Annotated in this window: 27 protein-coding genes and 1 pseudogene; 18 read left to right on the forward strand and 10 right to left on the reverse strand. The window is 70.5% G+C overall.

Annotation, left to right across the window (positions count from 1 at the left end):
• Positions 1-19: 19 nt before the first annotated feature.
• On the reverse strand, positions 20-1,036 hold the full coding sequence (locus ACIGXP_RS15830; protein WP_399768628.1) for a DUF6924 domain-containing protein: 1,017 nt from the start codon (positions 1,034-1,036) through the stop codon (positions 20-22).
• On the opposite strand from ACIGXP_RS15830, the pseudogene ACIGXP_RS15835 reads away from it, so the two are divergent.
• Positions 983-1,140, forward strand: a pseudogene (locus ACIGXP_RS15835) (haloacid dehalogenase); the annotation flags it as partial. The gene ACIGXP_RS15830 and the pseudogene ACIGXP_RS15835 sit on opposite strands and share 54 nt — an antisense overlap.
• A gap of 48 nt (positions 1,141-1,188) precedes the next feature.
• On the opposite strand, the gene ACIGXP_RS15840 reads toward ACIGXP_RS15835, so the two are convergent.
• A complete protein-coding gene (locus ACIGXP_RS15840; protein WP_399768629.1) occupies positions 1,189-1,407 on the reverse strand; it encodes a DUF397 domain-containing protein in 219 nt (72 codons plus the stop codon).
• Positions 1,408-2,253 (reverse strand): helix-turn-helix domain-containing protein, encoded by an 846-nt coding sequence (locus ACIGXP_RS15845; protein ID WP_399768631.1) that lies wholly within the window; start codon positions 2,251-2,253, stop codon positions 1,408-1,410.
• A gap of 219 nt (positions 2,254-2,472) precedes the next feature.
• Here ACIGXP_RS15845 and ACIGXP_RS15850 point away from each other — a divergent pair, with 219 nt between their 5' ends.
• On the forward strand, positions 2,473-3,108 hold the full coding sequence (locus ACIGXP_RS15850; protein ID WP_399768633.1) for an ATP-binding protein: 636 nt from the start codon (positions 2,473-2,475) through the stop codon (positions 3,106-3,108).
• Here ACIGXP_RS15850 and ACIGXP_RS15855 read toward each other — a convergent pair.
• Positions 3,105-3,863 (reverse strand): hypothetical protein, encoded by a 759-nt coding sequence (locus ACIGXP_RS15855; RefSeq protein WP_399768635.1) that lies wholly within the window; start codon positions 3,861-3,863, stop codon positions 3,105-3,107. The two genes, ACIGXP_RS15850 and ACIGXP_RS15855, sit on opposite strands and share 4 nt — an antisense overlap.
• A 562-nt stretch (positions 3,864-4,425) precedes the next feature.
• Between ACIGXP_RS15855 and ACIGXP_RS15860 the strand changes: the two genes are divergently transcribed.
• Genes ACIGXP_RS15860 through ACIGXP_RS15875 form a run of 4 tightly spaced genes read left to right on the forward strand, consistent with a single transcriptional unit; the run spans position 4,426 to position 8,901 of the window.
• Positions 4,426-5,136, forward strand: a complete 711-nt coding sequence (locus ACIGXP_RS15860) for a hypothetical protein (protein ID WP_399768637.1) — start codon at positions 4,426-4,428, stop codon at positions 5,134-5,136.
• A gap of 20 nt (positions 5,137-5,156) precedes the next feature.
• A complete protein-coding gene (locus ACIGXP_RS15865; protein WP_399768639.1) occupies positions 5,157-6,575 on the forward strand; it encodes a hypothetical protein in 1,419 nt (472 codons plus the stop codon).
• Positions 6,572-8,389: a DEAD/DEAH box helicase gene (locus ACIGXP_RS15870; protein ID WP_399768641.1), complete on the forward strand. Its 1,818-nt coding sequence runs from the start codon at positions 6,572-6,574 to the stop codon at positions 8,387-8,389. Before ACIGXP_RS15865 ends, ACIGXP_RS15870 begins: the two co-directional genes overlap by 4 nt.
• Before the next feature lie 44 nt (positions 8,390-8,433).
• Positions 8,434-8,901: a very short patch repair endonuclease gene (locus ACIGXP_RS15875; protein WP_399768643.1), complete on the forward strand. Its 468-nt coding sequence runs from the start codon at positions 8,434-8,436 to the stop codon at positions 8,899-8,901.
• Here ACIGXP_RS15875 and ACIGXP_RS15880 read toward each other — a convergent pair.
• Both ACIGXP_RS15880 and ACIGXP_RS15885 read right to left on the reverse strand, forming a co-directional pair.
• Complete coding sequence (locus ACIGXP_RS15880) at positions 8,827-10,161, reverse strand: DNA cytosine methyltransferase (protein WP_399768645.1); 1,335 nt, start codon at positions 10,159-10,161, stop codon at positions 8,827-8,829. The two genes, ACIGXP_RS15875 and ACIGXP_RS15880, sit on opposite strands and share 75 nt — an antisense overlap.
• A gap of 324 nt (positions 10,162-10,485) precedes the next feature.
• A complete protein-coding gene (locus ACIGXP_RS15885; protein ID WP_399768647.1) occupies positions 10,486-11,508 on the reverse strand; it encodes a hypothetical protein in 1,023 nt (340 codons plus the stop codon).
• A 548-nt stretch (positions 11,509-12,056) separates the two neighbouring features.
• Between ACIGXP_RS15885 and ACIGXP_RS15890 the strand changes: the two genes are divergently transcribed.
• Complete coding sequence (locus ACIGXP_RS15890; protein ID WP_399768649.1) at positions 12,057-12,860, forward strand: class E sortase; 804 nt, start codon at positions 12,057-12,059, stop codon at positions 12,858-12,860.
• A gap of 123 nt (positions 12,861-12,983) precedes the next feature.
• Here ACIGXP_RS15890 and ACIGXP_RS15895 read toward each other — a convergent pair whose 3' ends face one another.
• Complete coding sequence (locus tag ACIGXP_RS15895) at positions 12,984-13,820, reverse strand: serine hydrolase domain-containing protein (protein ID WP_399768651.1); 837 nt, start codon at positions 13,818-13,820, stop codon at positions 12,984-12,986.
• 204 nt (positions 13,821-14,024) lie between these two features.
• Here ACIGXP_RS15895 and ACIGXP_RS15900 point away from each other — a divergent pair, with 204 nt between their 5' ends.
• The 3 genes from ACIGXP_RS15900 (at position 14,025) to ACIGXP_RS15910 (ending at position 16,150) form a co-directional block, all read left to right on the forward strand.
• Positions 14,025-14,336: a DUF6412 domain-containing protein gene (locus tag ACIGXP_RS15900; RefSeq protein ID WP_363216211.1), complete on the forward strand. Its 312-nt coding sequence runs from the start codon at positions 14,025-14,027 to the stop codon at positions 14,334-14,336.
• A 95-nt stretch (positions 14,337-14,431) separates the two neighbouring features.
• A complete protein-coding gene (locus ACIGXP_RS15905; RefSeq protein ID WP_399768653.1) occupies positions 14,432-15,160 on the forward strand; it encodes a YidC/Oxa1 family membrane protein insertase in 729 nt (242 codons plus the stop codon).
• 129 nt (positions 15,161-15,289) lie between these two features.
• Positions 15,290-16,150, forward strand: a complete 861-nt coding sequence (locus ACIGXP_RS15910) for a fumarylacetoacetate hydrolase family protein (RefSeq protein ID WP_399768655.1) — start codon at positions 15,290-15,292, stop codon at positions 16,148-16,150.
• Positions 16,151-16,227: 77 nt separating this feature from the next.
• Here the strand turns inward: ACIGXP_RS15910 and ACIGXP_RS15915 are convergent, their stop codons facing one another.
• The 3 genes from ACIGXP_RS15915 to ACIGXP_RS15925 form a co-directional block, all read right to left on the reverse strand.
• Positions 16,228-17,094, reverse strand: coding sequence for an LLM class F420-dependent oxidoreductase (locus ACIGXP_RS15915; protein WP_399768657.1), 867 nt, complete (start codon positions 17,092-17,094; stop codon positions 16,228-16,230).
• Positions 17,095-17,184: 90 nt separating this feature from the next.
• Positions 17,185-17,706, reverse strand: coding sequence for a heme-degrading domain-containing protein (locus ACIGXP_RS15920; RefSeq protein ID WP_399768659.1), 522 nt, complete (start codon positions 17,704-17,706; stop codon positions 17,185-17,187).
• Positions 17,706-18,785 (reverse strand): Gfo/Idh/MocA family oxidoreductase, encoded by a 1,080-nt coding sequence (locus ACIGXP_RS15925; RefSeq protein WP_363216206.1) that lies wholly within the window; start codon positions 18,783-18,785, stop codon positions 17,706-17,708. Before ACIGXP_RS15925 ends, ACIGXP_RS15920 begins: the two co-directional genes overlap by 1 nt.
• A gap of 48 nt (positions 18,786-18,833) precedes the next feature.
• On the opposite strand from ACIGXP_RS15925, the gene ACIGXP_RS15930 reads away from it, so the two are divergent.
• The 8 genes from ACIGXP_RS15930 to ACIGXP_RS15965 all read left to right on the forward strand — a co-directional run bounded on the left by ACIGXP_RS15930 (position 18,834) and on the right by ACIGXP_RS15965 (position 25,772).
• Positions 18,834-20,042 carry an ROK family protein gene (locus ACIGXP_RS15930; protein ID WP_399769087.1) on the forward strand — a complete coding sequence of 403 codons (1,209 nt, stop codon included), beginning with the start codon at positions 18,834-18,836 and terminating at the stop codon, positions 20,040-20,042.
• A 358-nt stretch (positions 20,043-20,400) separates the two neighbouring features.
• Positions 20,401-20,757 (forward strand): hypothetical protein, encoded by a 357-nt coding sequence (locus ACIGXP_RS15935; RefSeq protein ID WP_399768662.1) that lies wholly within the window; start codon positions 20,401-20,403, stop codon positions 20,755-20,757.
• 24 nt (positions 20,758-20,781) lie between these two features.
• Positions 20,782-21,066, forward strand: coding sequence for a hypothetical protein (locus ACIGXP_RS15940; RefSeq protein ID WP_399768664.1), 285 nt, complete (start codon positions 20,782-20,784; stop codon positions 21,064-21,066).
• 89 nt (positions 21,067-21,155) lie between these two features.
• On the forward strand, positions 21,156-22,076 hold the full coding sequence (locus tag ACIGXP_RS15945) for a hypothetical protein (protein WP_399768666.1): 921 nt from the start codon (positions 21,156-21,158) through the stop codon (positions 22,074-22,076).
• Positions 22,077-22,131: 55 nt separating this feature from the next.
• Positions 22,132-22,887 (forward strand): GntR family transcriptional regulator, encoded by a 756-nt coding sequence (locus ACIGXP_RS15950; RefSeq protein ID WP_399768668.1) that lies wholly within the window; start codon positions 22,132-22,134, stop codon positions 22,885-22,887.
• A gap of 133 nt (positions 22,888-23,020) precedes the next feature.
• The gene (locus ACIGXP_RS15955; RefSeq protein ID WP_399768670.1) at positions 23,021-24,145 is read left to right on the forward strand and encodes a TIGR03364 family FAD-dependent oxidoreductase; all 1,125 of its coding nucleotides are present in this window, start codon (positions 23,021-23,023) and stop codon (positions 24,143-24,145) included.
• Between the two features lie 6 nt (positions 24,146-24,151).
• Positions 24,152-24,862, forward strand: a complete 711-nt coding sequence (locus ACIGXP_RS15960) for an HAD family hydrolase (RefSeq protein WP_399768672.1) — start codon at positions 24,152-24,154, stop codon at positions 24,860-24,862.
• Positions 24,863-24,992: 130 nt separating this feature from the next.
• Positions 24,993-25,772, forward strand: coding sequence for an HAD-IIA family hydrolase (locus tag ACIGXP_RS15965; protein ID WP_363216199.1), 780 nt, complete (start codon positions 24,993-24,995; stop codon positions 25,770-25,772).
• The last annotated feature ends 68 nt before the right edge of the window (positions 25,773-25,840 follow it).

A 25,840-nucleotide genomic window follows, 5' to 3' on the forward strand; every position in this document is an offset into this window, starting at 1 on the left:
GCCCCCAGCAACAGCGCTGTCAGTAGTGCTCTTTCCGGTAGACGCCGTCGGGGTCGGCACCACGGCCCCACTCGGCAAAGCTGGTGTTCGCCAGTTCCATGTTGACGACGAAGGAACCGGCCGCTGTGAGGGTGATCCTGAACGGATCGTCGTCATCGTCGGGCAGGTTGTTCACGGCCAGCAACGGGAATTCGTCGGAGGCCAGGGCTCGTTCATCGGCGATGAGGACGAGAGTACTGTCGGGCCAGTCCTCGTCATTGCGCCCGATCCGTGCCTGGATCTGCTCCGCCGTGAAGCCGGCGTAGGCGCGGTTGTCGATGACGGCGATCGACTCGTGGTGATCCGAGCTTCCTTCGAGGGCCCGGAGCAGGCGTGCCCACTCATCTGGCTGCGCGAAGGATGTCCTCACCAGGAGCGGACCGGCGGACTCTTCGATCGTGGCGGAGGGCGGCCGGGGCTCGGCCCCCGTACGATCGCCGGGGATGACCTGGATGAGGAAGCGGGGCTTCTTGCCATCCGACGACCGGTCACTGGCATGGACACGGATCAGGTAGGAACCGACTCCTGCGGTGGCGAGATTCTCTCTGCGCAGCGGCTCGTATCCGCTGTCGCACAGGGCGAGGAAGCCGGTCGTGGAGATCACGGTGATCTCTTCGACCTCGTCCCAGCCGCTCTCTGCTCCCGGGTCGTCTCCGGCGTAAAGGGTGACGGTGGGGTTCTCCAGGGCGCTTCCGGCGTCGATGCGCAGCCAGTCTTTCTCGGCCGCCAGAAACCTGCGTCCACGCGGCAGTTTGCCGGCGTCGGGGTCCATGATGGCCAGGTCGCCCCACTCCTTCATCTTGAGCGGGCGGGTACGGCCGTCCAGGAGGGGCCAGTTGTAACGCTGCATGAAGAACTCCCGTCGGGCTTGTTGCAGCAAACGCTGCCTGGTACGGCACCAGTTGACCTCGGGATCGGGCTCCGTTCGGCTGCTGGTGCCTCCGTCGGCTACCGCATCGACAACGCCATCCGGTCGGCCGCCGCCGCAGGCATGCATACCGCCTTGGTCCACCGAGGACCGTGGGCCGTGGTCCAGTGGCCCACGGCGGAAGCTGAGAGGCCCCGACCATCAGGGTCGAGGGTCTCGGAGCACTGTGCTGACTGATCAAGGGCTTCAACGCGTCATCGGACTGACAGCCGTCTGTCAAGCTACGTCGACGCGCGGTCAGACGAAGACCGAGCGCCCATAACAAAATTTCTCCACGCAGACGATGAGACAGTGAGGCGGAGGCTGTTAGGGCGCTTAGAGTCCCGTATGAGCAGGCCCCCTGGGACGAGAGCCGCCTCCACGCACTCGGTCGTGTTGCCGCCGCTGTACGACGACTTGAACCAGACAAGATCGGTATCGGGCTGGCGGTCGGCGGTCATTTACAGCTCCTTGCGGGCGCGGTGGATCAGGCTGGAGGAGGCCTCCATGTCCAACGCTTGTGCGCGCAAGTACTCGAACGCAAGTCTGTATCGCTCAAGTTCTTCATCCTTCTCCAAGAAGAGGGATCCCGTGTGGAAGTCCACGTAGACCACATCAAGGGTCGACTCCCGGCCGGCGATTACGACGAAGCTGCCGAGTGCTGCGGCGTGAGCTCCCTTGGAGAAGGGCAACACTTGCAACGTGATGTGGGGAGACTCGTTGGCCTCAAGCAGCCGGTCAAGTTGCTCCCGCATGATCTGCGGGGAGCCGACAACCCTTCGGATGACGGACTCGTCCAGGATGGCCCACAGGCGAAGCGGCTTCGGTCGGGCGAGGATCTCCTGCCGCTTCATGCGGATGTCGACCAAGCGCTCGATCTCCTCCACACCTAGGGGTACTTCGTTTGCCTTCTGCAGGGCGGTGCTGTAGTCGCGTGTCTGGAGTAGTCCCGGGACGTAGACGCACGAAAAGTGGCTCTCTCCCACTGCTTCGTCCTCAAGAGTGAGCAGCAGGTTCATGCTCTCCGGGATCGAGTCGGCGAAGGTGCTCCACCAGCCCTGTTGCTTCGCGTCCTTCGCCAGCCCGACAACAGCCCGCCGCTCGGCGTCGGTGGCGCCGTACTCCTGGCACAGGGCATCGACAACGATCCACCTCACCGGCCCCGCCTGGGTCTCATATCGGCTGACCGTCGCCTTCGATACACCGACGAGCAGTCCGGCTTCCTCAAGTGTCAGCCCTCTCCGGGCGCGCAATTTACGCATCATTGCGCCCAGTTGGCGTCGGCGGGTGGTGGTGCGTTCGGTCATGCGGCTCCTTCGCCGTGGTCCGGCCGGCGGCCAGGAAGACGCCCATCAGGCTAGGCAGCTCCAACGCGAGTCACCATCAAGTTCACCCGATCCATTCTCGTGAGAAGTTGCATAGCGAGACTTCTCCCGTGCCATGCTCACTCGCAGACCGCTACGCACTGCATCCGTATGGACACGGTCGGCGCAGGCAGGCGCGTGGCTTCGCGAGGAGGAGTAGCCATGCCCGGCCCCGACCCCACCGACCCCCGTTTCCGCTGTGTCCTGCCGTTCGAAGCGGTGCCGACAGAGGTGCGGCTGCTACGCAGAGCGGCGGCCTCTCAGATGCACCGCTGGGGAATGCCTACCTGCGTTGAGGAGGCGGAACTCCTCGTCACCGAACTGGCGACGAACGTGGTAAAGCACGTCGGTGAGGGAACGTCGGCCACGCTGGTGTTGGAGTGGAGGCTCGATCGTCTCCGGCTTGAAGTCCACGACAGGAGCCCGGCACTGCCCTCGGTCCAGACGCGCAGCTGCGAGGAGGAGTGCGGCCGGGGGCTTCATTTGATCGCAGCACTTGCATTGGACTGGGGCGCAGTGCCGACGGCCGCCGGCAAGGCGGTGTGGTGCGAGGTGTCGGTCGACTCCGGGAAGGACTGCCGGCGCATCGAGCGTGCGGTGGCCGTTCTGGAGTGGTATCAGGCGAAGGCCCGGACTGTGGCGTGGGCGGGACGTAGTGGCCCTGCGGCACTCGACGAGTCAGTAGTCGAATTGATTGCTGACCTGCTCCACTGGACTGCTGCCCGGGGCCAGGATCCAGTCGATGTCCTCGACCGTGTTCAGAGGCACTACGAGGCGGAGCTGGGAGGGGCGGCCTAAGCGGTACGGTATGGTTTGCGCGTTTGCGCAGCGGTCAGCAGCAGGGCTTCAGCGTTACCTGAGGCGCCGAAGCTGAGGAGTTCCAGCGCGGTGCGCAGCACTTCGCGGTCGGGCTGGTCCCGTCCATAGATGTGGAGAAGGTCCCTGACGAGATCCTCCTGGCCTTCCTGGGTCAGCAGGACGACCAGCAAGGCTGTCTCTGCCGGGCTGTAGGCGTCCGCCGTATGCCGCAGGAGGGCCAGCACCTCATCCGCTTGCCGGCCGTCGCCGCGCAGAGCTTTCGCTCGCCTCGCGACGTTCCGGGCGGCCTCCGTATCAAGTTCAGTCCGCTGCCGGTACCCCGCCTGACGGGGTACCGGCAGCGGAGCGGCGGCCGGAGCGTGAGGCGGATGGACTGGTGAGCCGGCTTCGAGGAGGCTGACCCGTTCCCGCAGCGAGGCGGCTTTTCGCTGCAGCACCGTGTACTTCCGCTGGAGGGAACGCAGGCTGTCGGCCTTCGGTGAGGCTTGCTGGCGCAGCGTGTCACGTTCCGCGCGCAGCTCCTCGTTCGCGCTCCTGAGCTGCTCGTTCTCGTTACGAAGCGCGCGTAGTTCTCTGGACGCCGACTCCAGGTCTGCGCTCAGGTGCGTAGCGATCCCACCGTTCTGCTCGGCCGCCGCCTTCGCGTGCAACTGGCACAAGTCGTCCAGGGTTACGCCGACCTCGATGCCCCTCTTCGAGGCGTCAGCGCACGCCTCCTCGAAGAGGATCTCCACCGATCTTCGCTGGGGAAGTGCCTTTCCGCTGAGCGCCCTAGAAAGGGCGCTTTCGCTCATTTTGAGCCGGTTGGCGGCCTCGCCCTGGGTCGGGCTGTGTGTAGGTACACCGGTGCTCTCTGGCGTGATGAGCAGGAGCGGGCAAAGGCGCTGAAGGGCGGAGGCGAGTTCACGCCTTGCTGGTGAAAGGCCACTGTCGATGGGCTTTTCCGCCCATGCAAATGGAGGGCGACTGTTCCTGCTGTACGGCACGCTCTTGAGACCTCCCCGTCCTCCAGCAAGTTGCCCTGCCAGCAAGCCCGTTGCCAGGTGCCTGGTTCATTCTGCCGTAGTGATGGCGGAGTTGTGCTTGCTTTTGGCGAGCAAGGCTTGCTTTGTGTCGGCAAGTGTTCAAAGGGGATTGAATCTCGGCATCTGTCGTGTTCACTGGACGTCAGCCGCTCTTGAGGCGGGGGGTGGTCGCGAGGCGAACGCTTGTGTAGGAATGGCAGTTCTTGTGCCGCTATGCAGTAGTGCGCGCCTTAAGCCCAGATTCAGGTAATTGCCACATGGGAGGGAACGGATGGCTGCGCTGCCGTCTTGGCGGGACACGACCTACGGGGGCCACAAGCTCGGAACCATGGCGCGCGTCGCGCTGTGGCTCATCCAGGAGGTGAAGGAGAACGGCACCTTCACCAAGGGCGACCTGCGGGCCGCGTTCCCGGACGTGGCGCAGATCGACCGGCGCATGCGTGACCTGCGCGACCGCGGCTGGGAGATCGCCACGAGCCGCGAGGACCCGACGTTGCGCCAGCAGGAGCACCGCTTTCGAACCAGGGGTGCTGACGTCTGGATTCCGGGGCAGTCGAAGGCCCTGGCGCACAAGGGGAGCATCACTAACGCCCAGCGGGCCAAGGTGTTCCAGGACGATGGCTACCTCTGCCGTACTTGCGGCGTGACGGGCGGAGAGACGTACGGCGACGGGGGTTTGGAGCAGGCCGTGCTCAACGTGGCGCGTCGGCCGGTCGTTCAGCCGGACGGCAGCGTCGTCCACCAGCTCGTCACGGAGTGCCAGCGGTGCGGCCGGGGCAACGTGGACCGGACCGTGCACATGGCGGACGTCCTGGGGGAGATCGAGTCGCTGGCTTCGGTAGAGCGGAGGGTGTTCCGCGGGTGGATCGCCGCGGACCGCCGGACCCCCAGCGCGCTGGAGAAGCTGTGGGGGCTATACCACACGCTGCCTGCGGACGCACGCAGGGCCGTGGCCGACAAGCTCGACGGTACGAACGACTGAGACAGGACGGGACGACTACGATGCGCGAGTTTCCGGCCCCGCCGAGGGCGGCCGAGTTCAGCGAACTGATCAGTAAGAAGGTCGAGGAGGTCAAGGCGGCCGGCGGTACGCGGGAGACCGTGACCGTCGACTGGAATGGGCAGCAGGCCCATGTCGAAGTGATTGATCTGCCGCTGAGCAGCCTCTTCTACAACCCCAGCACCCACCGGATCCGGGCCCAGCGCAGCCACGACGCGGAGCGGGATGCGCTGCTGGACAAGGACCCCTGGTGCGCGGAGAGCCAGGACTACCTCAGCTTCCTGCTCAAGGCGGACCCCGAGAACACGAACGTGCGGGACAAGCACTTCGATGACCTGAAAGACAGCCTTAACCAGTTCGGGCAGAACGACCCCGGGCTCGTGACCCGGCACGGGGTGCTGGTGAACGGCAACACCCGGGCCGCCGCGCTTCGCGAACTCGGCGCTCAGTCGATGCGCGTGGGCGTGCTGCCGGCGTCGTTCACATGGGCCGACATCAACGCTGTCGAGCTGTCCCTGCAGCTTCGCAAGGACCACAGGCGTGACTACTCCTTCATTAACCGCATCATCGCCATGGAGGAGCAGGCGGCGCTGGGCCGTACGCCGGAGCAGATCGCCAAGGACTTCCGGATCCAGGTGCGCACCTACCACCAGGAGCGGTGGATCCTCAGCACGATCCGCGAGCTGAACGAGCGGAGCCGCACTGGCGGCGGCAACGGACTGCGCCTGGTGGACTGGGAGGGCGCGACGGAGCGGCTCAGGGAGCTCCACCGGCTGTACGCGAAGCTGGAAACGGTGGACCGCGACCAGGCCGAGGTCCTGAAGGAGCTGCGCCTGGCCGCGATCCTCCTCAACTTCTCCAAGACGGACGTTCGTCACATCGACGAGGAGTTCCTGAAGGCGGGGCTTGAGCGGCAGTTGCCCATGGGCGGTACGACGGCCGCGCAGCCGCAGTCGGTGTCCATCCCCGGTCTGGGCCTGGAGGTGCCCGCCGCCTCCTCCGCCGTCGCTGAGGCCCGGGCGATGAACGACGAGATCCTCCGCACCGCTGCCCTGGTGAGGAACGGAGCCTCGGACCTCGGTGACGAGCGGAAGGCCGCCGCGCAGGACGCCTGGGAAAGCACGAAGAAGGCGTTCGACGAGGCGATCGACGCGGCGGGCCGCAACGCCCGGCTGCGCAAGCGCAAGCAGCTCGCCCCGGCCCGGCTGGCGGAAGCATGCGCGAGCATCGACCAGTGCGTAAGCGACCTGGTACAGGCACGGACCTCCCGGAGCCTGGACGAGGAAGCGTTCGATGACGCGGTGATCAAGCTGCGGGGCAGCCTCCTCAAGCTCGCGCAGCAGGCCGGCCGCGGGCTGCCGCAGCCGGGAGACGGTGTGGCCTGGCTGCTGGAGGCGGTCGCAGCGGAGGGCTCGCGGTGACCAGTCCCGTCAGCGAGAAGTCGCTGCGTCTCGGGTTCGATGAGACCCGGACCAGGGTGGTCCTGCGGACCACGGAATCGTTCCAGCAGGAACTCGTGCAGCTGGCCGCCCGGTTTCGCACCGGCGGCCAGCTCGGCCCTCTGAGTGCCTCGGTCTCCCTGGACGAGCTGCTCGCGGACCTTGCCCTCCTCGGCACCTGGTCCGACCCGGCCGGCGTGGAGTGGGCGGATGACCTGCGTGAGCTGGTATCCGGTGTGGTCCAGGACGCCCACACCGTGCAGCAGCGACTCGCGGGGCGGGACGCACCCGGCGAGGTCGCGCCCGACGACGTGCTCGCCCTCCTCGGCGACACCTGGAAGGGCGAACTCAGCGAGTTCCAGCGCCGCGACATCGCGAAGCTTCTGTCGCTGCAGCACGGTGCGAACTTCAGCGTGCCCGGAGCCGGCAAGACCCGCGTCGCTCTCGCCGTGTACGCCGCGCAGAAGGCCGCCGGCAAGGTGAGCCGCCTGCTGGTCGTCTGTCCCAAGTCGGCTTACGAGTCCTGGCGTTATGAGACCGCCGAGTGCCTCATCCACCCGCTGCGGATCAACGTCCTGGACGGCTCGTGGGACGAGTGGGCCGAGGTGCTCGTGGTGAACTACGAGCGTCTCGACCGGTCGCTGCCCATGCTGGCCGGGTGGCTCAAGTCGGGTCCCTCAATGATCATCCTGGACGAGGCGCACCGGATGAAGCTGGGTGCCCGGGGGACGTACGGGGCAGCCTGCATGGCCCTGGGCCCTCTGGCCGCGCGTCGGCTGATCCTGACCGGTACCCCGGCCCCCAACGGCTCCCGAGACCTGGAAAACCTGCTGGGCTTCGTCTGGCCGGGGCACGGTCAGCGCACGGTGGTGCAGGCGGTGGCTGGCGGTGACCTCGCACACGCCAGCTCGGTCCTCCGGCCGCTGTTCACGCGCACGACCAAGCAGGAACTCGGTCTGCCACCGGTTCAGCTGGGGCTTCGCTTCGTCGACATGCCACCCCTGCACGACGAGATCTACACGGCTCTCGTGGGCGGCGAGAAGAGCGGCACAGCGCGCGACGACCTGAGCAGCCTGGGCAAGACTGCTCTGCGTCTTCTCATGGCGGCTACGAGCCCGGCCCTGCTCCTTGAAGGAGCCAGCCGGTACGAGCCGCTCGCGTACCAACTGCCGCCGCTGGACGTCCCCGAGGGCAGCTCGCTGTACTCCCTCATGCAGAGCCTCCCCGACTACGAGCTGTCGCCTAAGTACCAGGAAGCCATCGCGATCATCGCGGAGAACGCCGCCCAGGGCCGTAAGACGCTGGTCTGGACGACCTTCGTCAGGAGCCTCACCACGCTGGAACGCCTGCTGGAGAAGTACAGTCCGGCTGTCGTCTACGGCGGCACCGCGGACCGTGAGGAGCAGCTCCGCCGGTTCCGGGAGGACCCGGCGTGCATGGTGCTGATCTCGAACCCGGCCACCTTGGGAGAAGGGATAAGCCTGCACCATGTGTGCCACGACGCTGTCTACGTGGACCGCGACTTCATGGCCGGCCGCTTCCTTCAGAGCCTCGACCGGATCCACCGCCTCGGTCTGGCCCCCGACACGGAGACCCGGGTGACTGTCCTGGCGGTGCGGAACTCCATCGACGAGGTGGTCGCCGAGCGCCTGGAGCGGAAGCTCGACTTCATGGGGCGCATCCTGGACGACCCCACGGTGCAGCAGCTCGCTGACCTGGAGGAGGAGCCCTCGGTGGCCGCCGGACTCGCGCCGAGTGACATAGAGGCACTGCTCAGTCACATGGGAGGTCGCTAGGACGGGCCGCGTGCTGCGGACCTCACGGGACTACCCTCTGCGGTGTGTCCCATGATGCCGAATGGGAGGCCCCGGAAGGTTCCTGGGCTTCGTCCGCAGCACGCCGCCGCAACATGCAGGCGATCCGCAGCCGTGACACCAAGCCCGAGTGGCTCATCCGAAGGCTGGTCCACGCGAAGGGTCTCCGCTACCGCGTCGCGGCCCGGCCCCTGCCGGACCTCCGCCGGACGGCGGACTTGGTCTTCCGTCCGGCGAAAGTCGCTGTCTTCATAGACGGCTGCTACTGGCATGGCTGCCCGGAGCATTACGTGCCGCCCAGGACGAATTCAGGTTACTGGTCCGAGAAAGTCCTGCGAAACATGACACGGGACAGGGACACGGACCAGAAACTGAAGGCAGCCGGTTGGTGCGTGCTCCGCTTCTGGGAGCATGAATCATCAGACGCTTGTGCCGACAAAATCGCCCTCACGGTCCTGAGCCGGCGCATGGGCGGCGCGGGCGGCGGAGACTGAAATCTCAAGTTGCCGCGGGACGTCTGCGACGGGCAGCGCTCCCGCCGGTTCCATCTCGTACTCGGTGAGAAGTTCCTCGCGGTGTTCAGGACGCAGAACGGCCGCAATGGCCCGGCCAACGGCTTCCGCCACCGGGGGCGGGAACGCGTTCCCGACCTGGCGGTAGCGGGCGGTCTTGCGGCCCTGGAACTTCCAGTACTCCGGGAAGCCCTGAATGATCGCGGCCTGAGCGACGGTGAGCATGGGGCCATTGGGACGGAAGAGGTCGCGCTCCGGGACGCAATTCTCGGGGTCGTTCGCGATTCCCATGCCGTCAACTCCCAGGTCTCGCCAAGCACGCTTGGCTCGTGTGGGACCAAGGTCGGCGCCGCCGTGCTTCTTTGACCCGCCTACGAGGGTGGGGGCGACCGTCTTACCCGAAGTGGCTTCTTCCCACCTCTCGAAGATCTGCTGTCCAGTCTTCTCTCCAGGTCCTGCGGGCTGCCCGTGGAGATTCTTGTCCCAGAACTCCTCGCAGCGCGCTTTCATGCTGTCGTAGAGTTTCCCTTGAACCGTTGCCGGATCACCCTTCAGCTCTGCGGGCCACCTGAACTTCTGGTCACCTGGGCTTACTGCACTCTTGTGAATGGCCACCAAAATCGCGCGCGGCCGCAGTTGCGGAACGCCAAAATAGCTCGCGTCGAGACGCCGCCAGACCGAACGCATGATGACGTCCTGCTCAGTCGCAGAAAGGCCTGGATCAACCTCGGGGACCAGATAGCCGAGGCTGCGAAGTCTTTCGAGGATTGAGATCCGGTAGTCAATGAAGAACTCTGGAGGTTCCAGGATTCCTCGCACATTTTCAATCATCACTGCCTTGGGCAGCAAAGCGTCGATGATGTCAAGCGCTGCGGGAAAAAGGTCGCGTTCATCGTCAGGGCCGAGCCTGTGCCCCGCCAAGGAGAACGGAGGGCACGGCACGCCGCCGGCGAGCAGGTCAAGGTCTCCGCGTTTCAAGCCGAGGTCCTTCAGGACATCCGACTCCAGGAATTCCTTGACGTCCATCGGGCGAATGGCGTCAGCCTTCTCCTGGTCCCAGCCGGGCCAGTCGCCCACGTTGGCCCGCAGGGTGGCCACGGCGTGCGGGTCCCACTCCACGAGCGCGCGGTGGTCAAAACCGGCGTTGTGCAGCCCGACGGCTTGCCCACCGGCGCCCGCGCAGATCTCGATCGAGGTCAATGGCGAGGCGAACTTCGGTCGCTTCTGGCCGCTGCGGGGCATGCAGCTCCTCCTGGATGATCATGTACAGGTCGGGAGCAGTGATCAGCGACTGCTCCCCAGCACCAAGAGTCTCGCATTTCCCGCCAGGTTCATCCGAGCGCCGGCGACAGGCTGGCCACCCATTGTCGAACTGGCGCACGATTTTGCCATACCTTGTGCCCAAGCGTGCTGCGCATGCACTCTTTCTCATCCAGGACCGCGCAAGGCCCGCTTGTGTCACACCGTCGGGCCGCCCGCTTCTTGGGCAGTGCCGTGCTTCCTCATGCACGCCGGGTGGATTGAGGGCCTGCGGGACGCGCGGGGTGCCTCTTCAGGGGCGCGTGGTCAGTTTGCTGCGCCGTGACACTGCCCATAAGCCGCCCCCGCCCCACACCAGCACTCCGCCCCCCTCTCTGGAGGCCAGGCGACCGCCCTGCCCCGGGCCGCCAGGGTCGTCGCGTACTGCGGCAGCAGCGTCGCATCACCCGGCGACGAGGCCTCTGATGCCGCGAAGGCCTCGTACGACGGGACCGTGCCCGTGACGATGCCCAGGTTGGCGGTGCCCGACATGGACAGCTCGCGCAGGGACGACTCTATGGTCGTCAGGTGAGCCTCGTGGGACGGGTACTCGGTGGCGAGGGAGGGGTAGGCCGAGAGGAGTTCCGCCAGTTCCGGTGCCGGCCAGTGCAGGACCGCCACCGGGAACGGGCGGGAGAGGGCCTCTCGGTAGGCGCCCAGTTCGGCTCGGAGGCGGGAGATTTCCGCCACCAGTTCCGCCGGGTTGTCCGAGCCCAGGGACCAGAGGCGTTTGGGGTCGTGGAGTTCGTCCAGCGGCACCGGGGACGTGTGGAGGGCGTCCGCCAGGGTGTCCCAGGCGTCGTGCGGCAGGCCCCGCATGCGGCGGACGCGGTGGCGGCCGTAGAGGAGGGGGTGCGTGGCGGGCGTCGGGTCCGTGTCCTCCCCCTGCGGCAGGAACAGGCTCGCCGCCTCCGTGAAGGTCTCCTCCGCCGCCTCCAGCTCGTCGTGCGACTCCAGGGACTCCGCGATGATCACCCAGGGGGCCGGGTCGCGGGGCGCGGTTGCCCGGATGCCGTCGATGATCGCTCTCGCCTCGGCCTCGTGGCCGTACTCCCAGAGGTTCGAGGCCTTCAGCGCCCTGACCAGAGCTGGGCTCTCCAGGCCTTCGGCGGACGACAGCAGGCGGTCGTAGAGCGCGGTGGCCGCGGGGCGGTCGCCGGAGAGTTCCAGGTGGGCCGCCGCCCTCAGCAGCAGGGCCTCGGCGTCCTCGGGATACAGTCCGGCGGTCCGCTCCAGGCGTGCGGCTTCGGCGGTGTGGTCGACGTTCTCGGCAGGCGTGTCGGGGCGCATGAGGGACACCGTACTGCCGGGCAGTGACAAAAGTGAGGCGCGGAGGCGGGGCGTGCGAGGTGGGCGGCTGTCTTCGGTGCCGAGCGAGGTCCAGGACGCGGAGTCGGCATGCAGAAGTCGGGTGGGGTGGCCGAGAGGGCGGGCTGAGGACGAGGGGGAGCAGGACGCCCTTCCGCTGCCGTCGGCCCTCACACGGTGACCCCGTCGATCCGGAGCGTCCGCACCGGCTGCGCCGCGAACGGCACCGAACACCGTCTTCCCGGACACGTATGTGTCCGAGTGGGCGCGTACAGGTCCGTGCCGCCCGTCGTCACTGTTCCAGCGGGGGACCAGGCCGGCCGGGCCGCCGGTCACCGAGGAGAAGCGGGAGAGGGCGAAGGCCAGGGTCGTGGCCGATGACGAGATGCTTGCCGCCCTCCAACTCGCCGCGGACACAGGGGAGTACGGCCGACTGCACCGCCGCGCCCAGTGGAGCTGCCCCGGACCCCTGCGGCTATGGCGAGTTGTACGCGTTGCGCCTATCGTGCGGGCGGCTCCCGTGGAGGTGGATGCGGATGCCGGTCCGGTCGGGCGTGCGGGTCGTACGGCACAGCGATCGGCGCAGGCGTGCCCGGCGCCGACGGGTGCTCTGGGGTGGGGGCGAGGTGCTCGTCACCCTCGGGGTGCTGCTCATGCTGCTGGTCGTGCACCAGCTGTGGTGGACCAACCGGGAGGCCCGGCGCGGGGCCGAGCGGCAGGTGGAGGCGCTGGAGCGGGAGTGGGCCGGCAAGGGCTCCGGGGGCGGCGGCACGGACGTGCCGTCCTCGGCCGCTGCCTCGCCCACCGCCCCCGCGGCGGCCACGGACTCGTCCCACCCCCGTACGCCCCAGCCGTCGTACGTCCCCGTCGTCCTGCCCCGGCAGTCCCAGGCGTACGCCGTCCTCACCATCCCCCGGCTGGGCCTGCGCGTTCCCGTCGCCGAGGGTGTGAGCAAGGCCGACGTCCTCAACAAGGGGTACGTCGGCCACTACCGGGGGACTCAGCAGCCGGGCCGGGCGGGGAACTTCGCGCTCGCCGGGCACCGGAACACGCACGGCGAGCCCTTCCGGTATCTGCCCGGGCTGCGGCGCGGGGACGACATCGAGGTGGAGACGCGGACGGCGACGTACACGTACGCCGTCGACCAGATCCTGCCGCAGACGTCGGCCACGGACTCGGGGGTCGTCCGGCCGGTTCCGCGCTCCCTCGTCCGGCCGGCGTACGGGTACGACGAGCCCGGCTACTACATCACCCTGACCACCTGCACCCCCGAGTTCACCTCCCGCTACCGGATGGTGGTGTGGGGGAAGCTGACGTCCATGCGGCCCCGCTAGGGGGTGTCGTCGGATCATCCCGGCGTCGCGGGCCCCGGCACGCACATCTGCCGCGTTGTCGTCACTCGCGGGCGGCTGCCGGAGCCGCTGGAGACGGAGCCGGCCCGAGCCCCCGGGCGTGGCTCATGAGGTCCCGGAGCCGCCGCCCCGGAGCAGGTCGACGCCCATCCGGTCGGTGCGGTCCGAGAGGCCGCCCAGCCGGTGCACCACCACCCACCGGCCGTCCGCCATGGCTCCGGCGAAGACCGAGGCGTGCCGGGTCGCGCCGTTGTGCCAGACCAGCGCGCCGGTCGTCTGCCAGGAGGGAGCGGGATCTCCCAGCCGCCGCTCGACCGCCAGCCGGACCAGCAGATCGGCGACCGCGCGCGGGGTGGCCCACAGGCCGCCCGCCGGGAGGATCGCCCCGTCCATGGTCCAGGGCCTGCGCTCCCTGCCGAACAGCCCGGGGGCGAGCAGACGCCGGCCGGGGTCGGGCCGGACGCTCACCTCGTCGACGTCCAGTGGCCGCAGGACGTGCTCGGCGAGCAGTTCCTCGTACGGCGCACCGGCCGCGCTCACCAGCGCCGCGCCCAGCACGGCGTACCCGAGATTGGAGTACTCCTCCTGCTGTCCCGGCGGTCGGACCGCGACCTCGTCCAGCCGGCCGAGCAGCCGGTGCAGGGCGGCATCGTCGAACGGGGCGTACGGATCGCGGCCCCCGGTGCCGGGCGGGAGGCGCGGCAGTCCCGAGGTGTGCTCGGCCAGGTGCCGCAGTGTGATCCCGGTGGGGGGCACGGCGGGGAACCAGCGCTCGACCGGGTCGTCGACGTCGAGCAGGCCCGCGGCGGCCATGCGCATGAGCACCGTACCGGTGAGCACCTTGGTGAAGGAGCCGATCTCGACGAACCGGTCTGCCGCGTGACCGTCACTGACCCGTACGGGAGATGCGTCGCTCAGGACGCAGGTGGGAGTGCGCGGCACGTGGGGGTCCTTCGGGGTGTGGCGGGCGGTGTCGTCGGGCCGGTGGGCCCCGCCCATTGTCGGTCAGGGGCCGCGGCGGCTCGTCCGTCAGGGGCCGCGGAGCGTGCTTTCTCTCATCACCGGTCGCTGTACTGCCTGTTCCCGCTGGTCAGGTATAAAGGGCAGGGAGACGTCGGCAGTTGTGACCGCGGGGAGGGGAGTCGAGTGGTCCGCAGTCTTGCGCGGTCGCGTGCGCTCGCCCCGCTGCTGCTTCTGCTGCTGCCGGTCATGCTGCTCGACACCGGCAATCTCTCCGCGACCGTGGCCCTCGCCGCGACCGCCGCCGCCGGATCCGCGCTCGCCCTCTGCTCCCTGCTCACCGCACGCTCGGCGCCCGCCGTCCCGCCCACCCGGGTGCGTACGGCGATCCGCGACCGGGCCCGCCGCACGGCCTTCCTGCCGCAGCGCGATCCCGACGCGCCCGGCCGGCGCCGGCCCAGGGCACCCGGACAGGCCCTTCCGGCGACCGCCGCGTAGGGCCCGTCCGTCTTCTTCGTACGTGACCCCGCGCGGGTCGTCATGCCGTTGATCCACTCCGTTCCGGCACGACGAGACCCCCGGAGGGCTCACCCATGTCCGTCTTCTCCGTCTTCGCCCGCCTGGTCGAGCAGCTCGCCGACCTGCTCCAGCCGCTCTTCCACGCCTCCGCGGCCGCCGCCGCGATCGTCCTGTTCACTGCGCTCGTACGACTCCTCGTCCACCCCCTGTCCCGTGCCGCCGCCCGCGGCCAGCGCGCCCGCGCCGCACTGCAGCCGAGGATCGCCGAGCTGCGCGAGAAGCACGCCAAGGACCCGCAGCGGCTGCAGCGGGCGGTGCTGGAACTGCACGCCGAGGAACAGGTCTCGCCGCTCTCCGGCTGCCTGCCCAGCCTGCTCCAGCTGCCCGCCTTCTTCCTGCTGTACCACCTCTTCTCCAGCTCCACGATCGGCGGCGGGAGCAACGGCCTGCTCGGCCACCGGCTGTTCGCGGCGCCGCTCGGCGGGCGGTGGTCCGACGCACTCGCCGGGGGCGGGGTGTTCGGCCCGGCCGGGCTGGTCTACCTCGGGCTCTTCGTGCTCGTCGCGGCCATTGCCACCTTCAACTACCTGCGTACCAAGCGGACGATGGCGGCCAACCCTGCCGTCGCGGTGGGCGCCGGGGGCGGTGAGCAGGTGCCGGGGCTCGGTGCGGTCAACAAGGTCATGCCGTTCATGTCCTTCTTCACCCTCGTCACCGTGGCCGTCGTACCGCTCGCCGCCGCGCTGTACGTCGTCACCAGCACGGCGTGGAGCGCGATGGAGCGGGCCGTGCTGTACCGGTAGGAACGTGCGGTTACGGTCCAGTACGTGAACAGGGTCTTGCGGAGTGGACAGCGGGATTGGAGGATCGGCCAGTCCTCCGATGGCTGCACCCATCGGTCCGGGCGCCCCGCGATCGAGGGAGATGTGACCATGAAGCTGCTGCGAGTCGGTCCGGCAGGCGCGGAGCGGCCTGCGCTGTTCGACGACACCGACGACACCCTCAGGGACCTGTCGGGCATCGTGGACGACATCGACGGCACTCTCCTCGGCGACGAGGCGGCGCTCGCCCGGGTACGCGCGGCGCTCGACTCGGGCGAACTGCCTCACCTGGATGCGACGGGGCTGCGCATCGGGCCGCCGCTCGGCCGCATCGGGAAGATCGTGTGCATCGGGCTCAACTACCACGACCACGCCCGCGAGACGGGTGCCGAGCCGCCGGCCGAGCCGGTGGTCTTCCTCAAGGCGCCGGACACGGTGGTCGGGCCGAACGACACGGTGCTGGTGCCGCGCGGTTCGGTGAAGACCGACTGGGAGGTCGAGCTGGCCGTCGTCATCGGGCGTACCGCCCGCTGTGTGGAGTCGGCCGAGGCGGCGCTCGGGCATGTCGCGGGGTACGCCGTGGCCCATGACGTGTCCGAGCGGGAGTTCCAGATCGAGCGCGGCGGGACCTGGGACAAGGGGAAGAACTGCGAGACGTTCAATCCGCTGGGGCCGTGGCTGGTGACGGCGGACGAGGTGCCCGATCCGCAGGACCTGTCGCTGAAGCTGTGGGTCAACGGGGAGTTGAAGCAGGACGGTACGACGGCCCAGCAGATCTTTTCCGTGGGCGAGGTCGTGCGGTACGTCAGCCGGTTCATGACGCTGTATCCCGGGGACGTGATCAATACCGGGACGCCGGCGGGGGTGGCCATGGGGCAGCCCGAGCCGAAGCCGTACTTGAGGGCCGGGGACGTGGTCGAGCTGGAGATCGCCGGGCTCGGCCGGCAGCGGCAGGAGTTGAAGGACGCCTGAGGGGGCGGGGCTGCGCGAGTTCGGCGGCCGGGAGTCCGCCGCCGCGCAGTTCCCCGCGCCCCTCGGGGTCGGTCCGCTCACGCCAGGAGAGAAGCCAGGCGGCGCCACTCCTGCCTCGGGAGGGCGTCGCGCTCGCCCCCTGTCACCACCTGGAGGGCCAGGTGGTCGGCGCCCGCCTGGTGGTAGGTGTCGATGCGCTCGCGGATGCGGTTCTCGTCGCCCCAGGCGAACAGGGCGTCGACCAGCCGGTCGCTGCCGCCGTCGGCCAGGTCGTCCTCGGTGAAGCCGAGGCGCAGCCAGGTGTTGGTGTAGTTCGGCAGGGCGAGGTAGAGGGCCAGGGCGCCGCGGGCCAGGGTGCGGGCGCGATCCGGGTCGGTTTCGAGGACCACCTTCAGCTCCGGAGCGAGCAGCGGGCCCTCGCCGAGGATGCCGCGGGCCTCGGCGGTGTGTTCCGGGGTGACCAGGTACGGCACCGCGCCCGCCGCCCGGTCGCCGGACAGCTGAAGGGTCTTCGGACCGAGGGCGGCCAGCACCCGGCGGTCCGCGGGCACCCCGGCCGTGTCCAGCGCGTCGAGGTAGGAGACCATCGCCGCGTAGGGACGGCGGTACTGGTCGGCGAGCTTGGCGTGGCTCACCCCGAGGCCGAGCAGGAAGCGGCCGGGGTGGGCCTGGTCCAGCTCGGCGAAGGCCGCCGCGCTCGACTCCGCCTCGTGCTGCCAGATGCTCTGGATACTGGTGCCGACGGTGATGTGCCCGGTCGCCTCCAGCAGCGGTACGGCGTTGGCCGCCGAGCTGCTGCCGCCGAGCCAGAGGGCGCCGTAGCCCAGCGCCTCCAACTCATTGGCCGCCTCGCCCAGTTCGCCGCGCCGGGCGGGGTCCTCCGAACGCAGGCCGACGCTCCAGATGCCGTACCGGCCGATCCTGTCCTTGAGTGCGTCACTCATCGTGCGATCCCTCCGCGGGTGCCGAACCTTGATCGTCAAGCGTTACGGCCAGTGCAACCGGAGGGACCGCCCGCTTAATCCCGCCGGCCGCTACCGGTCGAGGAACGCCTCCAGCGCCTCCACCACGAACCGGTGGTCCTGCAGCTGGGGAAGGCCGGAGACGGTGACCGCGCCGATGACGCCGGTGTTCTCGACGCGGATCGGGAACGAGCCGCCGTGGGCCGCGTAGACGTCGGGGTCCAGGCGGGAGGAGTCCTCGAAGGTCGTGCCCTTGGCGCGGAAGCGGGCGCCGACCAGGTAGGAGGAGGCGCCGTAGCGCTCCACCACGCGGCGCTTGCGGGCGATCCAGGCGTCGTTGTCCGGGGTGGATCCCGGCAGGGCCGCGTGGAAGAGCTGCTGCCCGGCGCGGTGGATGTCGACGGCGACCGGGGCCTGGCGCTCCCGGGCCAGCTCGACGAGGAGCGAGCCGAGGGCCCAGGCGTCGTCGTGGGTGAACTGCCGGAGGACCAGGCGGCGTTCCTGCGCCTCCAGCTCCTCGACGGACGGGGTCAGCTCCGGGGTGTCCCTCGGGGTGACCTGCGGATGGCGCTGAGGGTGCTGCTGGTGCTGCATCAGAGGGTCACCGTCACCTTGTTCAGGGCGGACCTGCGGGCCGCTTCCAGTACGTCCAGGGCGGCGGCCGCCTCCAGCGCCGTCACCGGGTTGGGGCCGGCGCCGGTCAGGGCGCGCGCGACGGCCGCGTAGTAGGCGGGGTAGTCGCCGGGGAGGGTCGGTACGGGGGTGCCGCCACCGGTCACCGGTGACTCTCCGGCGCCGATACGGCCATAGCGGGACTCGGGCTCGGCGCCCCACTGCGGACCCGGGCGCAGGCCGTCGCGCAGGGCCGCCTCCTGCGGGTCGAGGCCGTACTTCACATAGCCGGCACGGGAGCCGAGCACCCGGAAGCGGGGGCCGAGCTGGGCGGTCGTCGCGGAGACGTAGAGGTGGGAGCGGACGCCGTTCGCATGGGTGAGCGCGATGAAGGTGTCGTCGTCGGTCTCGGCGCCGGGGCGGCGGCTGTCCGTCTCGGCGTACACCTCGGTGGCCGGGCCGAAGAGCACCAGGGCCTGGTCGACGACATGGCTGCCGAGGTCGTAGAGCAGACCTCCGATCTCTGCCGGGTCGCCGGACTCGCGCCAGCCGCCCTTCGGCTGGGGGCGCCAGCGCTCGAAGCGGGACTCGAAGCGCCATACGTCGCCCAGGTCGCCCTGGGAGAGCAGCCGGCGCAGCGTCAGGAAGTCGTTGTCCCAGCGGCGGTTCTGGAAGACCGACAGGAGCAGGCCGCGCTCCTCGGCGAGGGCGGCCAGGTCACGTGCCTCGGCCGCCGTGCCGGCGACCGGCTTGTCCACGACGACCGGCAGGCCCGTCTTGAGAGCGGCGGTGGCGAGCGGGACGTGCGTCCTGTTCGGGGAGGCGATGACGACCAGGTCCAGCCGGTCCGCGCGCTCGAACAGCTCCTCGGGCGTGGCGACGGGCGTCACGTCGGGGAACTCGGCGCGGACCTGCTCCTGCCGCTGCGGGTGGGAGGTGACCACGGTGTCCAGGGCGAGACCCTCGGTGGCGGCGATCAGCGGGGCGTGGAAGACGGAGCCGGCGAGGCCGTAGCCGATCAGGCCGACGCGGAGGGGGGTGTCAGTCGTGCGTCCTGTCATGACACCCACTTTCGCAACACTGTTGCCAAAGTGCAAGCGGTGGGGACAATGGGTGCCGTGGACAGGACGAGGGCGAAGACGCGGGCGAGGGCGACGACGGGGTCGGGGAGCGCGGCGGGGAGCGGTGGGCCCGCGGGGGCGAATCTCGGCGTGGTGCGCAGCCACAACACCGCGCTGGTGCTGGGACTGCTGCGGGACGCCGGAGCGGGGGGCATCAGCCGGCTCGAACTGGCCGAGCGGACGGGGCTGACCCCGCAGGCCGTCAGCAAGATCACCGCGCGGCTGCGGGAGCAGGGGCTCGCGGCGGAGGCCGGGCGGCGGGCGTCGACGGGCGGCAAGCCGCGGACCGTGCTGCGGCTCGTGCCGGACGCCGGGCATGCGGTGGGGGTCCATCTGGACCGCGACGAGCTGCGGGTGGTGCTGGTCGATCTGGACGGGACCGTGGTGGGTGAGCGGCGGGCCGCGCTGGATCTGGGGGCCGGGGCGGAGGCTGTGCTGGGGGCGGTCGTCGGCGCGGTGGAGGGCGTGGTGCACGACGGGCTCGGCCCGGGTGCGAAGGGGCTCACCGGCGCCGGGGCGCCGGCCGGCGCGGGGACGCTGCTCGGGGTGGGGGTGGCGTTGCCGGGGCCGCTCGACCATGCGCGGGGTGTGCTGCACCGGGTCACCGGGTTTCCCGAGTGGGACGGCTTTCCGCTGCGCGACGCGCTCGGGGAGCGGTTGCGGGTGCCGGTCGTGGTGGACAAGGACACGAACGCGGCGGCGCTCGGGCTGTCGGCCGGGGGTGAGGGCGGATCCTTCGCGTATCTGCATCTCGGTACGGGGCTCGGCGCCGGGTTGGTGATCGGCGGACGCGTGCACCGGGGGGCGCGGACCGGGGCGGGGGAGTTCGGGCACCAGGTGATCCAGCTGGACGGGCCGCTGTGCGAGTGCGGGAACCGGGGGTGCGTGGAGGTGCTGTGCCTGGCGGCGGTGGCGCGCGGGGAGAACGGGGAGGCGGCGCGGGTGCTGGGGGTGGGGGCGGGGAATCTGGTCGGGCTGCTGGACATCGATGTGGTGCTGCTCGGGGGGCGGACGGTCGCGGGGGCGCCCGGGGTGTTCGCCGGGGGCGTCCGGGAGGTTCTCGACGCCCGGGCCCGGAGGGAGGGGGCGCTCGGCGGGACGGTGCCGGTCCGGGTTGCCCCGGGCGGGGAACGGGCCGTCGCCGAGGGTGCGGCGCAATTGCTGCTGGGGCCGCTGTTCGGGCGAGGAGACGCCTGAGGCAGCCGGCCGGGCGCCCTGCGCTGTGGCCGGCCGGTGGCCGGGCCGCTTGCCGGCGCCGGCGGGCGGCCGGCGGGCACCGCCCCGGTGGCCGGGCTGCTCGCAGCGGCGGCGCAGTGCAGTCGACGGCACCGCAATCACGGGGGCGCGGGTGGTGTCGATGTGCGGCCCCGCCGCGATGGAAGTCCCCCCGGGTTCGAGTGAAGCCGGGAACGTGGGGGAGCGACCAGCCGCAAAGCATCCGCAGAACCGCCTCCTGTCCGCCCCGCATGACGCATCGCGGGCACCTCGGCACGTGGACCAGGGCCGCCCTGGGTACTCGGTGCGCCGGCCTTTCCGCAGGGCGAGGAGGCACCACGTGCACGCGACCAGGACGAGAACGATCGCCGCTCTGCTGGCAGCCGCCGCGTTCTGCCTCGCGGTGCCCGCCCAGACCTCCGCCGGCACCGGGGCGCCCCGCACACCCACCCCCTTCTGCGGAACGGACCGGGCTTCGGGCCTCGGGGTGTCGGCCACCGAGAACGTGCCCTGTGCCGGCGCGCTCCGGGCGGCGGCCGCCTACACCAAGGTCTGGCACGGCACGAAGGGCGCACCCGTCGAGGTGCGCGCGGCCGGGGCCACGTGGAAGTGCCAGGAACGCCAGGGCGACCCCAACCCGTACCAGCAATGCGTCGACACGCAGGACGACACCCGGATGGTCCTGCTGTCCTCCTGATCCCGCACCCCGGAGGTTCATCCCATGGTGTCCGTACGTCTGTCGGCGGCTGCGGCCGGTGCCGTGCTGCTCCTCGTGTTCTCCCCGGCAGCCCATGCCGCCTCCGCGCGCAGCACGGACATTGCCTGTGACCGGGCCGTCGCAGCCGCCGACCAGGCCCGACTCGCCTACGAAGCCCTGAAGACGGGCATCGAACGCCGGATCGCCGATGGAGGCCATCCGGACCAGTCCGAGCTGCAGGCGCTCCGGGACGCCGACGCCCAGCGCGTCGCGACGGCCTCCCAGGCCCAGCGCATCTGCGGTTCCTGACGCACGGGCAGCGCAGCTCCGATCGGGCGGAGTTCCGGCCCGCCGTGGAGTGGCGTCCGCGGTCTTCGCCCGCGACCCGGCATGGTCATGTGTTCATGCGACTGTGCACGTCCCTGTCCCTCTGCCTTGCCGCAGCCGCCGCCGTAGCCGTCCCCGTGTCGTCGCCGGCACCCGCCTTCGCCGGCACGCCCCCCGCCTGCGTCGGCGCCGACGCGCACTCCTTCCCGCTGACCTCCCGGATCCGCGGCGGCCCGGACTCCTACGAGGCGGGCGGCGGATACGGCACCTGGTACCTCGACCTCACCAACACCACCCGCCGGACCTGCACCGGCGTCCACCCGGTGGTCGTCCTCGTCGACGACAAGCGCGCCCTGAAGCCGGACCAGCCCGAGCTGGAGTTCTACGACGGCCCCCGGGCCCGGCCGGTGACGTTCGAGAGCACCGACGAGCACGAGCTGGTCGGCGTGCTCGACGGCGAGGGGTTCGACGGGTTCGCCGTACCGGCCGGCGGGACCGTCAGCGTCAAGCTCAGACTCGCGCTCCGCTCCGACGTCGCCGCCGACCGGGTCACCGCCACCGCCGCCGTGGTCCAGCGCCGGGGTGACGACGGGGACTGGGTCGGGGAGTCCAACGCGTACCGGTTCGGGATCAGCGGCCAGGACGGCGCGGACCCGCCGCCGGACACGACGCCGGACCCGACGCAGGGCGCGACGCCGGATCCGGACGGTACGCAGGAGGGCGGCGGGGTGGGGCCCAGCGCGTCCGGCAGCCCCCCGTCCGCACCGGGCACCGGGACCGCCACCGCCACACCCGATCCGTCCGTGACGCTCGCCCAGGAGGCCCAGGAGGCCCAGGAGGCCGAGGAAGCCGGGGAAGCCGGGGACGCCGTGGCGTGGACCCGCGAGCTGGCACGCACCGGGCCCGGCCGCGCCGGCGGGCTGCTCCCGGCCGCCGCCGTGCTCCTCGGCGCCGGCGCAGGAGCGTTGCTGCTGGCCCGCAGGCGCCGCTGAGCCGCGTACCGGGGTCCGCTGGGGCGGCACCCGTCCGGTCTGCGACGATCCCTGCGTGGACTACCCGAACGACCAGGCCCCCGGCGCGCCCGTCCGCTCCGGCATCCCCGAGCACGGCCGCATCCCCAAGTACTACGCGGTGAAGGCACGGATCGCCGCCCTGCTGGAGGAACTCGGGGAGGGCCGCGTCATCCCCACCGAGCGGGACCTCGCCGAGCGGTACGACGTCGCCCGGGAGACCGTGCGGCAGGCCGTGCGGGAGCTGGTGCTGGAGGGCAGGCTGAGGCGGCGCGGCCGGGGGACCGTCGTCGCCGGGCCCAAGCTCGCCCAGCCGCTGTCCCTCGCGAGCTATACCGAGGGCGTGCGCAGGCAGGGGCGCGCCCCGGGTCGTACCCTCGTCACCCTCGACCGGTTCCCGTGCCCGGACGCGCTCGCCGCCGAGACCGGGCTCACCCGGGGCGAACCCGTCTGGCACCTGGAGCGCGTGCTGCTCGCCGACGAGGAACGGGTCGGCCTGGAGAGCACGTACGTGGCCGTCGCGCGGGTGCCGCGGCTGGACAGCGACTTCGACCCCGACTCTTCCTTCTACGGCTACCTCACCACCCAGGGCGTCTCCTTCGGCGACGCCGACGAGCGGATCGAGACCGTGCTGGCCACACCCCGCGAAGCCCTGCTCATCGGCACCCCGCCCGCCCTGCCCATGCTGCTGATCCACCGGATCTCCCGGGACACGGAGGGACGGCCGCTGGAGCGGGTGCGGTCGCTGTACCGGGGCGACCGGTTCTCGTTCACCACGCATCTCAAAGGCTGAGAAATCCACCCATGGACGGCCTCCATTATTGTCACGAGAAGATAACGGGTCTAGCCCAAACGTGGTGGGTCGTTCACGCTCTGGGTGTCAGCCGGATGTTTCCGGTTCCCGGATCGCGAGGAGCGTTGCCGCCGTGAGAGTGACAGTCGTCGGAGCAGGCGTGGTGGGCACCATGCACGCCTGGCATGCAGTGCAGCGCGGCCATCGGGTCGTCCAGATCGAGCGCGAGGCCGAGGCGCGCGGCGCCTCGCTGCGCAACTTCGGGCAGATCTGGGTCAGTGGCCGCGCCGGCGGAGAGGAGCTGGAGACCGCGCTGCGGTCGCGGGCGCTGTGGGAGGGCGTCGGTGCGCGGGTGCCGGCGCTGGGCTTCCGGCCCAACGGATCCCTGACCCCCGTCCGGGGCGCTCTGGAGCTCGCCGTCGCCGAGGCCGCCGTGGCCCGCCCGGACGCCGCCGCCCGCGGCTACAAGCTCCTGACGCCGGGCGAGGCCCGCGCCCTCAACCCGGCCCTGCGGGGCGACTTCACCGCCGCCCTGTACTGCGAGCGGGACGCGGCCGTCGAGCCCCGCACCGCCCAACTCGCCCTCCGCGCCGAGCTGTTGAAGTCCTCGAACTACACCTTCCTGCCGGGTCGGGAGGTCCGCGAGGTGGTCGGCGCCGGGACGGTCCGCGACGACCACGGGGACGTGCACCGGGCCGACGCGGTCGTCCTGTGCACCGGCGCCTGGCTCGGCGGACTGGTCCGCGAACTCGCCGGCCCGGACCTGCCGGTGCGCCGCGTCCGCCTCCAGATGATGCAGACCGACCCGCTCGGCGAACCGCTGGCCACCTCGGTCGCCGACGCCGACAGCTTCCGCTACTACCCGGCCTACGCCTCCCCGGCACTGGACGCGCTCAACGCCGGACAGCCGCAGCCGGAGACCGCCGCCGCGCACCGGATGCAGCTGCTCATGGTGCAGCGCGCCGACGGCGGCCTGACCGTCGGCGACACCCACGAGTACGAGCACCCCTTCGCCTTCGACACCGTCGAGGAGCCCTACGAACACCTCACCGGCGTCGTCGAGTCCCTTCTCGGCCGGCCGCTGCCGCGCATCCGCCGCCGCTGGGCGGGCGTGTACGCGCAGTGCACCGAACCCGGCCGGGTGGTGCACCGTGAGCAGGTGCGCGAAGGGGTGTGGCTGGTCACCGGGCCCGGCGGGCGCGGCATGACCTGCGCCCCCGCGATAGCCGAGACCACCGCGAACGAACTGGGCTGGTGAGCACCCATGACCGACCTCACCCCCGACATCACCTCCGACATCCGTCTCGTCGTCCTCGACATGGCCGGCACGACCGTCGCCGACGGCGGACTCGTCGAACGCGCCTTCGAGGCGGCGGCCATCGAACTGGGCGTCACGCCCGGCTCGGCCGAGCACGCCGGACACCTCGCCCACGTCCGCGCCACGATGGGCGAGTCGAAGATCTCCGTCTTCCGGCACCTGTTCGGCGACGAGGACCGTGCCCAGCGCGCCAGCACCGCCTTCGAGAAGGCGTACGGCGACCTCGTCGACGCCGGCCTGGTCGCACCCGTGCCGGGCGCGCGGGAGAGCATCGAGGAGCTGGCGGGCAGCGGCCGTACCGTCGTGCTGACCACCGGCTTCGCCCGCGTCACCCAGGACGCCGTTCTTGACGCGCTCGGCTGGCGCGGCCTCGTCCCGCTCACCCTGTGCCCGGCCGACGCGGGCGGGCGCGGGCGGCCGTACCCGGACATGGTCCTGGAGGCCTTCGTCCGCACCAAGGCCGCCGAGGACGTACGGCAGGTCGCCGTCGTCGGGGACACGTCGTACGACGTGCTCAGCGGCGTACGCGCGGGGGCCGGACTGGTCGCCGGTGTGCGCACCGGGGCTCACCGCGACGACGCGTTCCGCGCCGCCGGTGCCACACACGTCCTCGACTCCGTCGCCGGCCTGCCCGCCCTGCTGTCGGGAGCGCGCTGACATGGGCACTGGTCCTGGGTGATCGACGGGGTCCGGATCACGCAGGTCTGACTAGGCTGGGGGCGTCGGTACGCCGTGGTTCCGGCGCCCCCGCTTTTCTTGACCGTACGTACGCCAGGAGACGCACAACATGGCAGACCGCAAGCCGATCGAGTCGTGGCTGACCGACATGGACGGTGTCCTGATCCACGAGGGCGTCCCGATTCCCGGAGCCGACGCCTTCCTGAAGAAGTTGCGCGAGTCCGGCCGGCCCTTCCTGGTGCTGACCAACAACTCGATCTACACCGCCCGTGACCTGCACGCCCGGCTGCGCCGGATGGGCCTGGACGTGCCGGTGGACAACATCTGGACCTCCGCGCTGGCCACCGCCCAGTTCCTGGACGACCAGCGCCCCGGCGGCAGCGCCTACGTCATCGGCGAGGCGGGCCTGACCACCGCGCTGCACGACATCGGTTACATCCTCACCGACCACGAGCCCGACTTCGTGCTCCTCGGTGAGACCCGCACCTACTCCTTCGAGGCCCTCACCAAGGCCGTGCGGCTGATCAACGACGGCGCCCGGTTCATCGCCACCAACCCCGACAACGTCGGCCCCTCCATCGAGGGCGACCTGCCCGCCACCGGCTCGGTCGCCGCCCTGATCACCGCCGCGACCGGCAAGAAGCCGTACTTCGTGGGCAAGCCGAACCCGCTGATGATGCGGGCCGGGCTCAACGCCATCGGGGCGCACTCCGAGACCTCCGCGATGATCGGCGACCGCATGGACACCGATGTCCTCGCGGGCCTGGAGGCCGGCATGCGCACCTTCCTGGTGCTCAGCGGCGTCACCCAGCCCGACGACGTCGACCGCTACCCCTTCCGGCCCTCGCAGGTCGTCGACTCCATCGCGGACCTGGTCGACCTGGTCTGACCGGGCCTGACCGCGTCCGACCGGGCCTGACCAGGGATTTTCAAACCCCGGTCCACCCATTCGGAGCA

It is taken from the genome of Streptomyces sp. NPDC053069, assembly GCF_044546895.1.
Classification (GTDB): domain Bacteria; phylum Actinomycetota; class Actinomycetes; order Streptomycetales; family Streptomycetaceae; genus Streptomyces.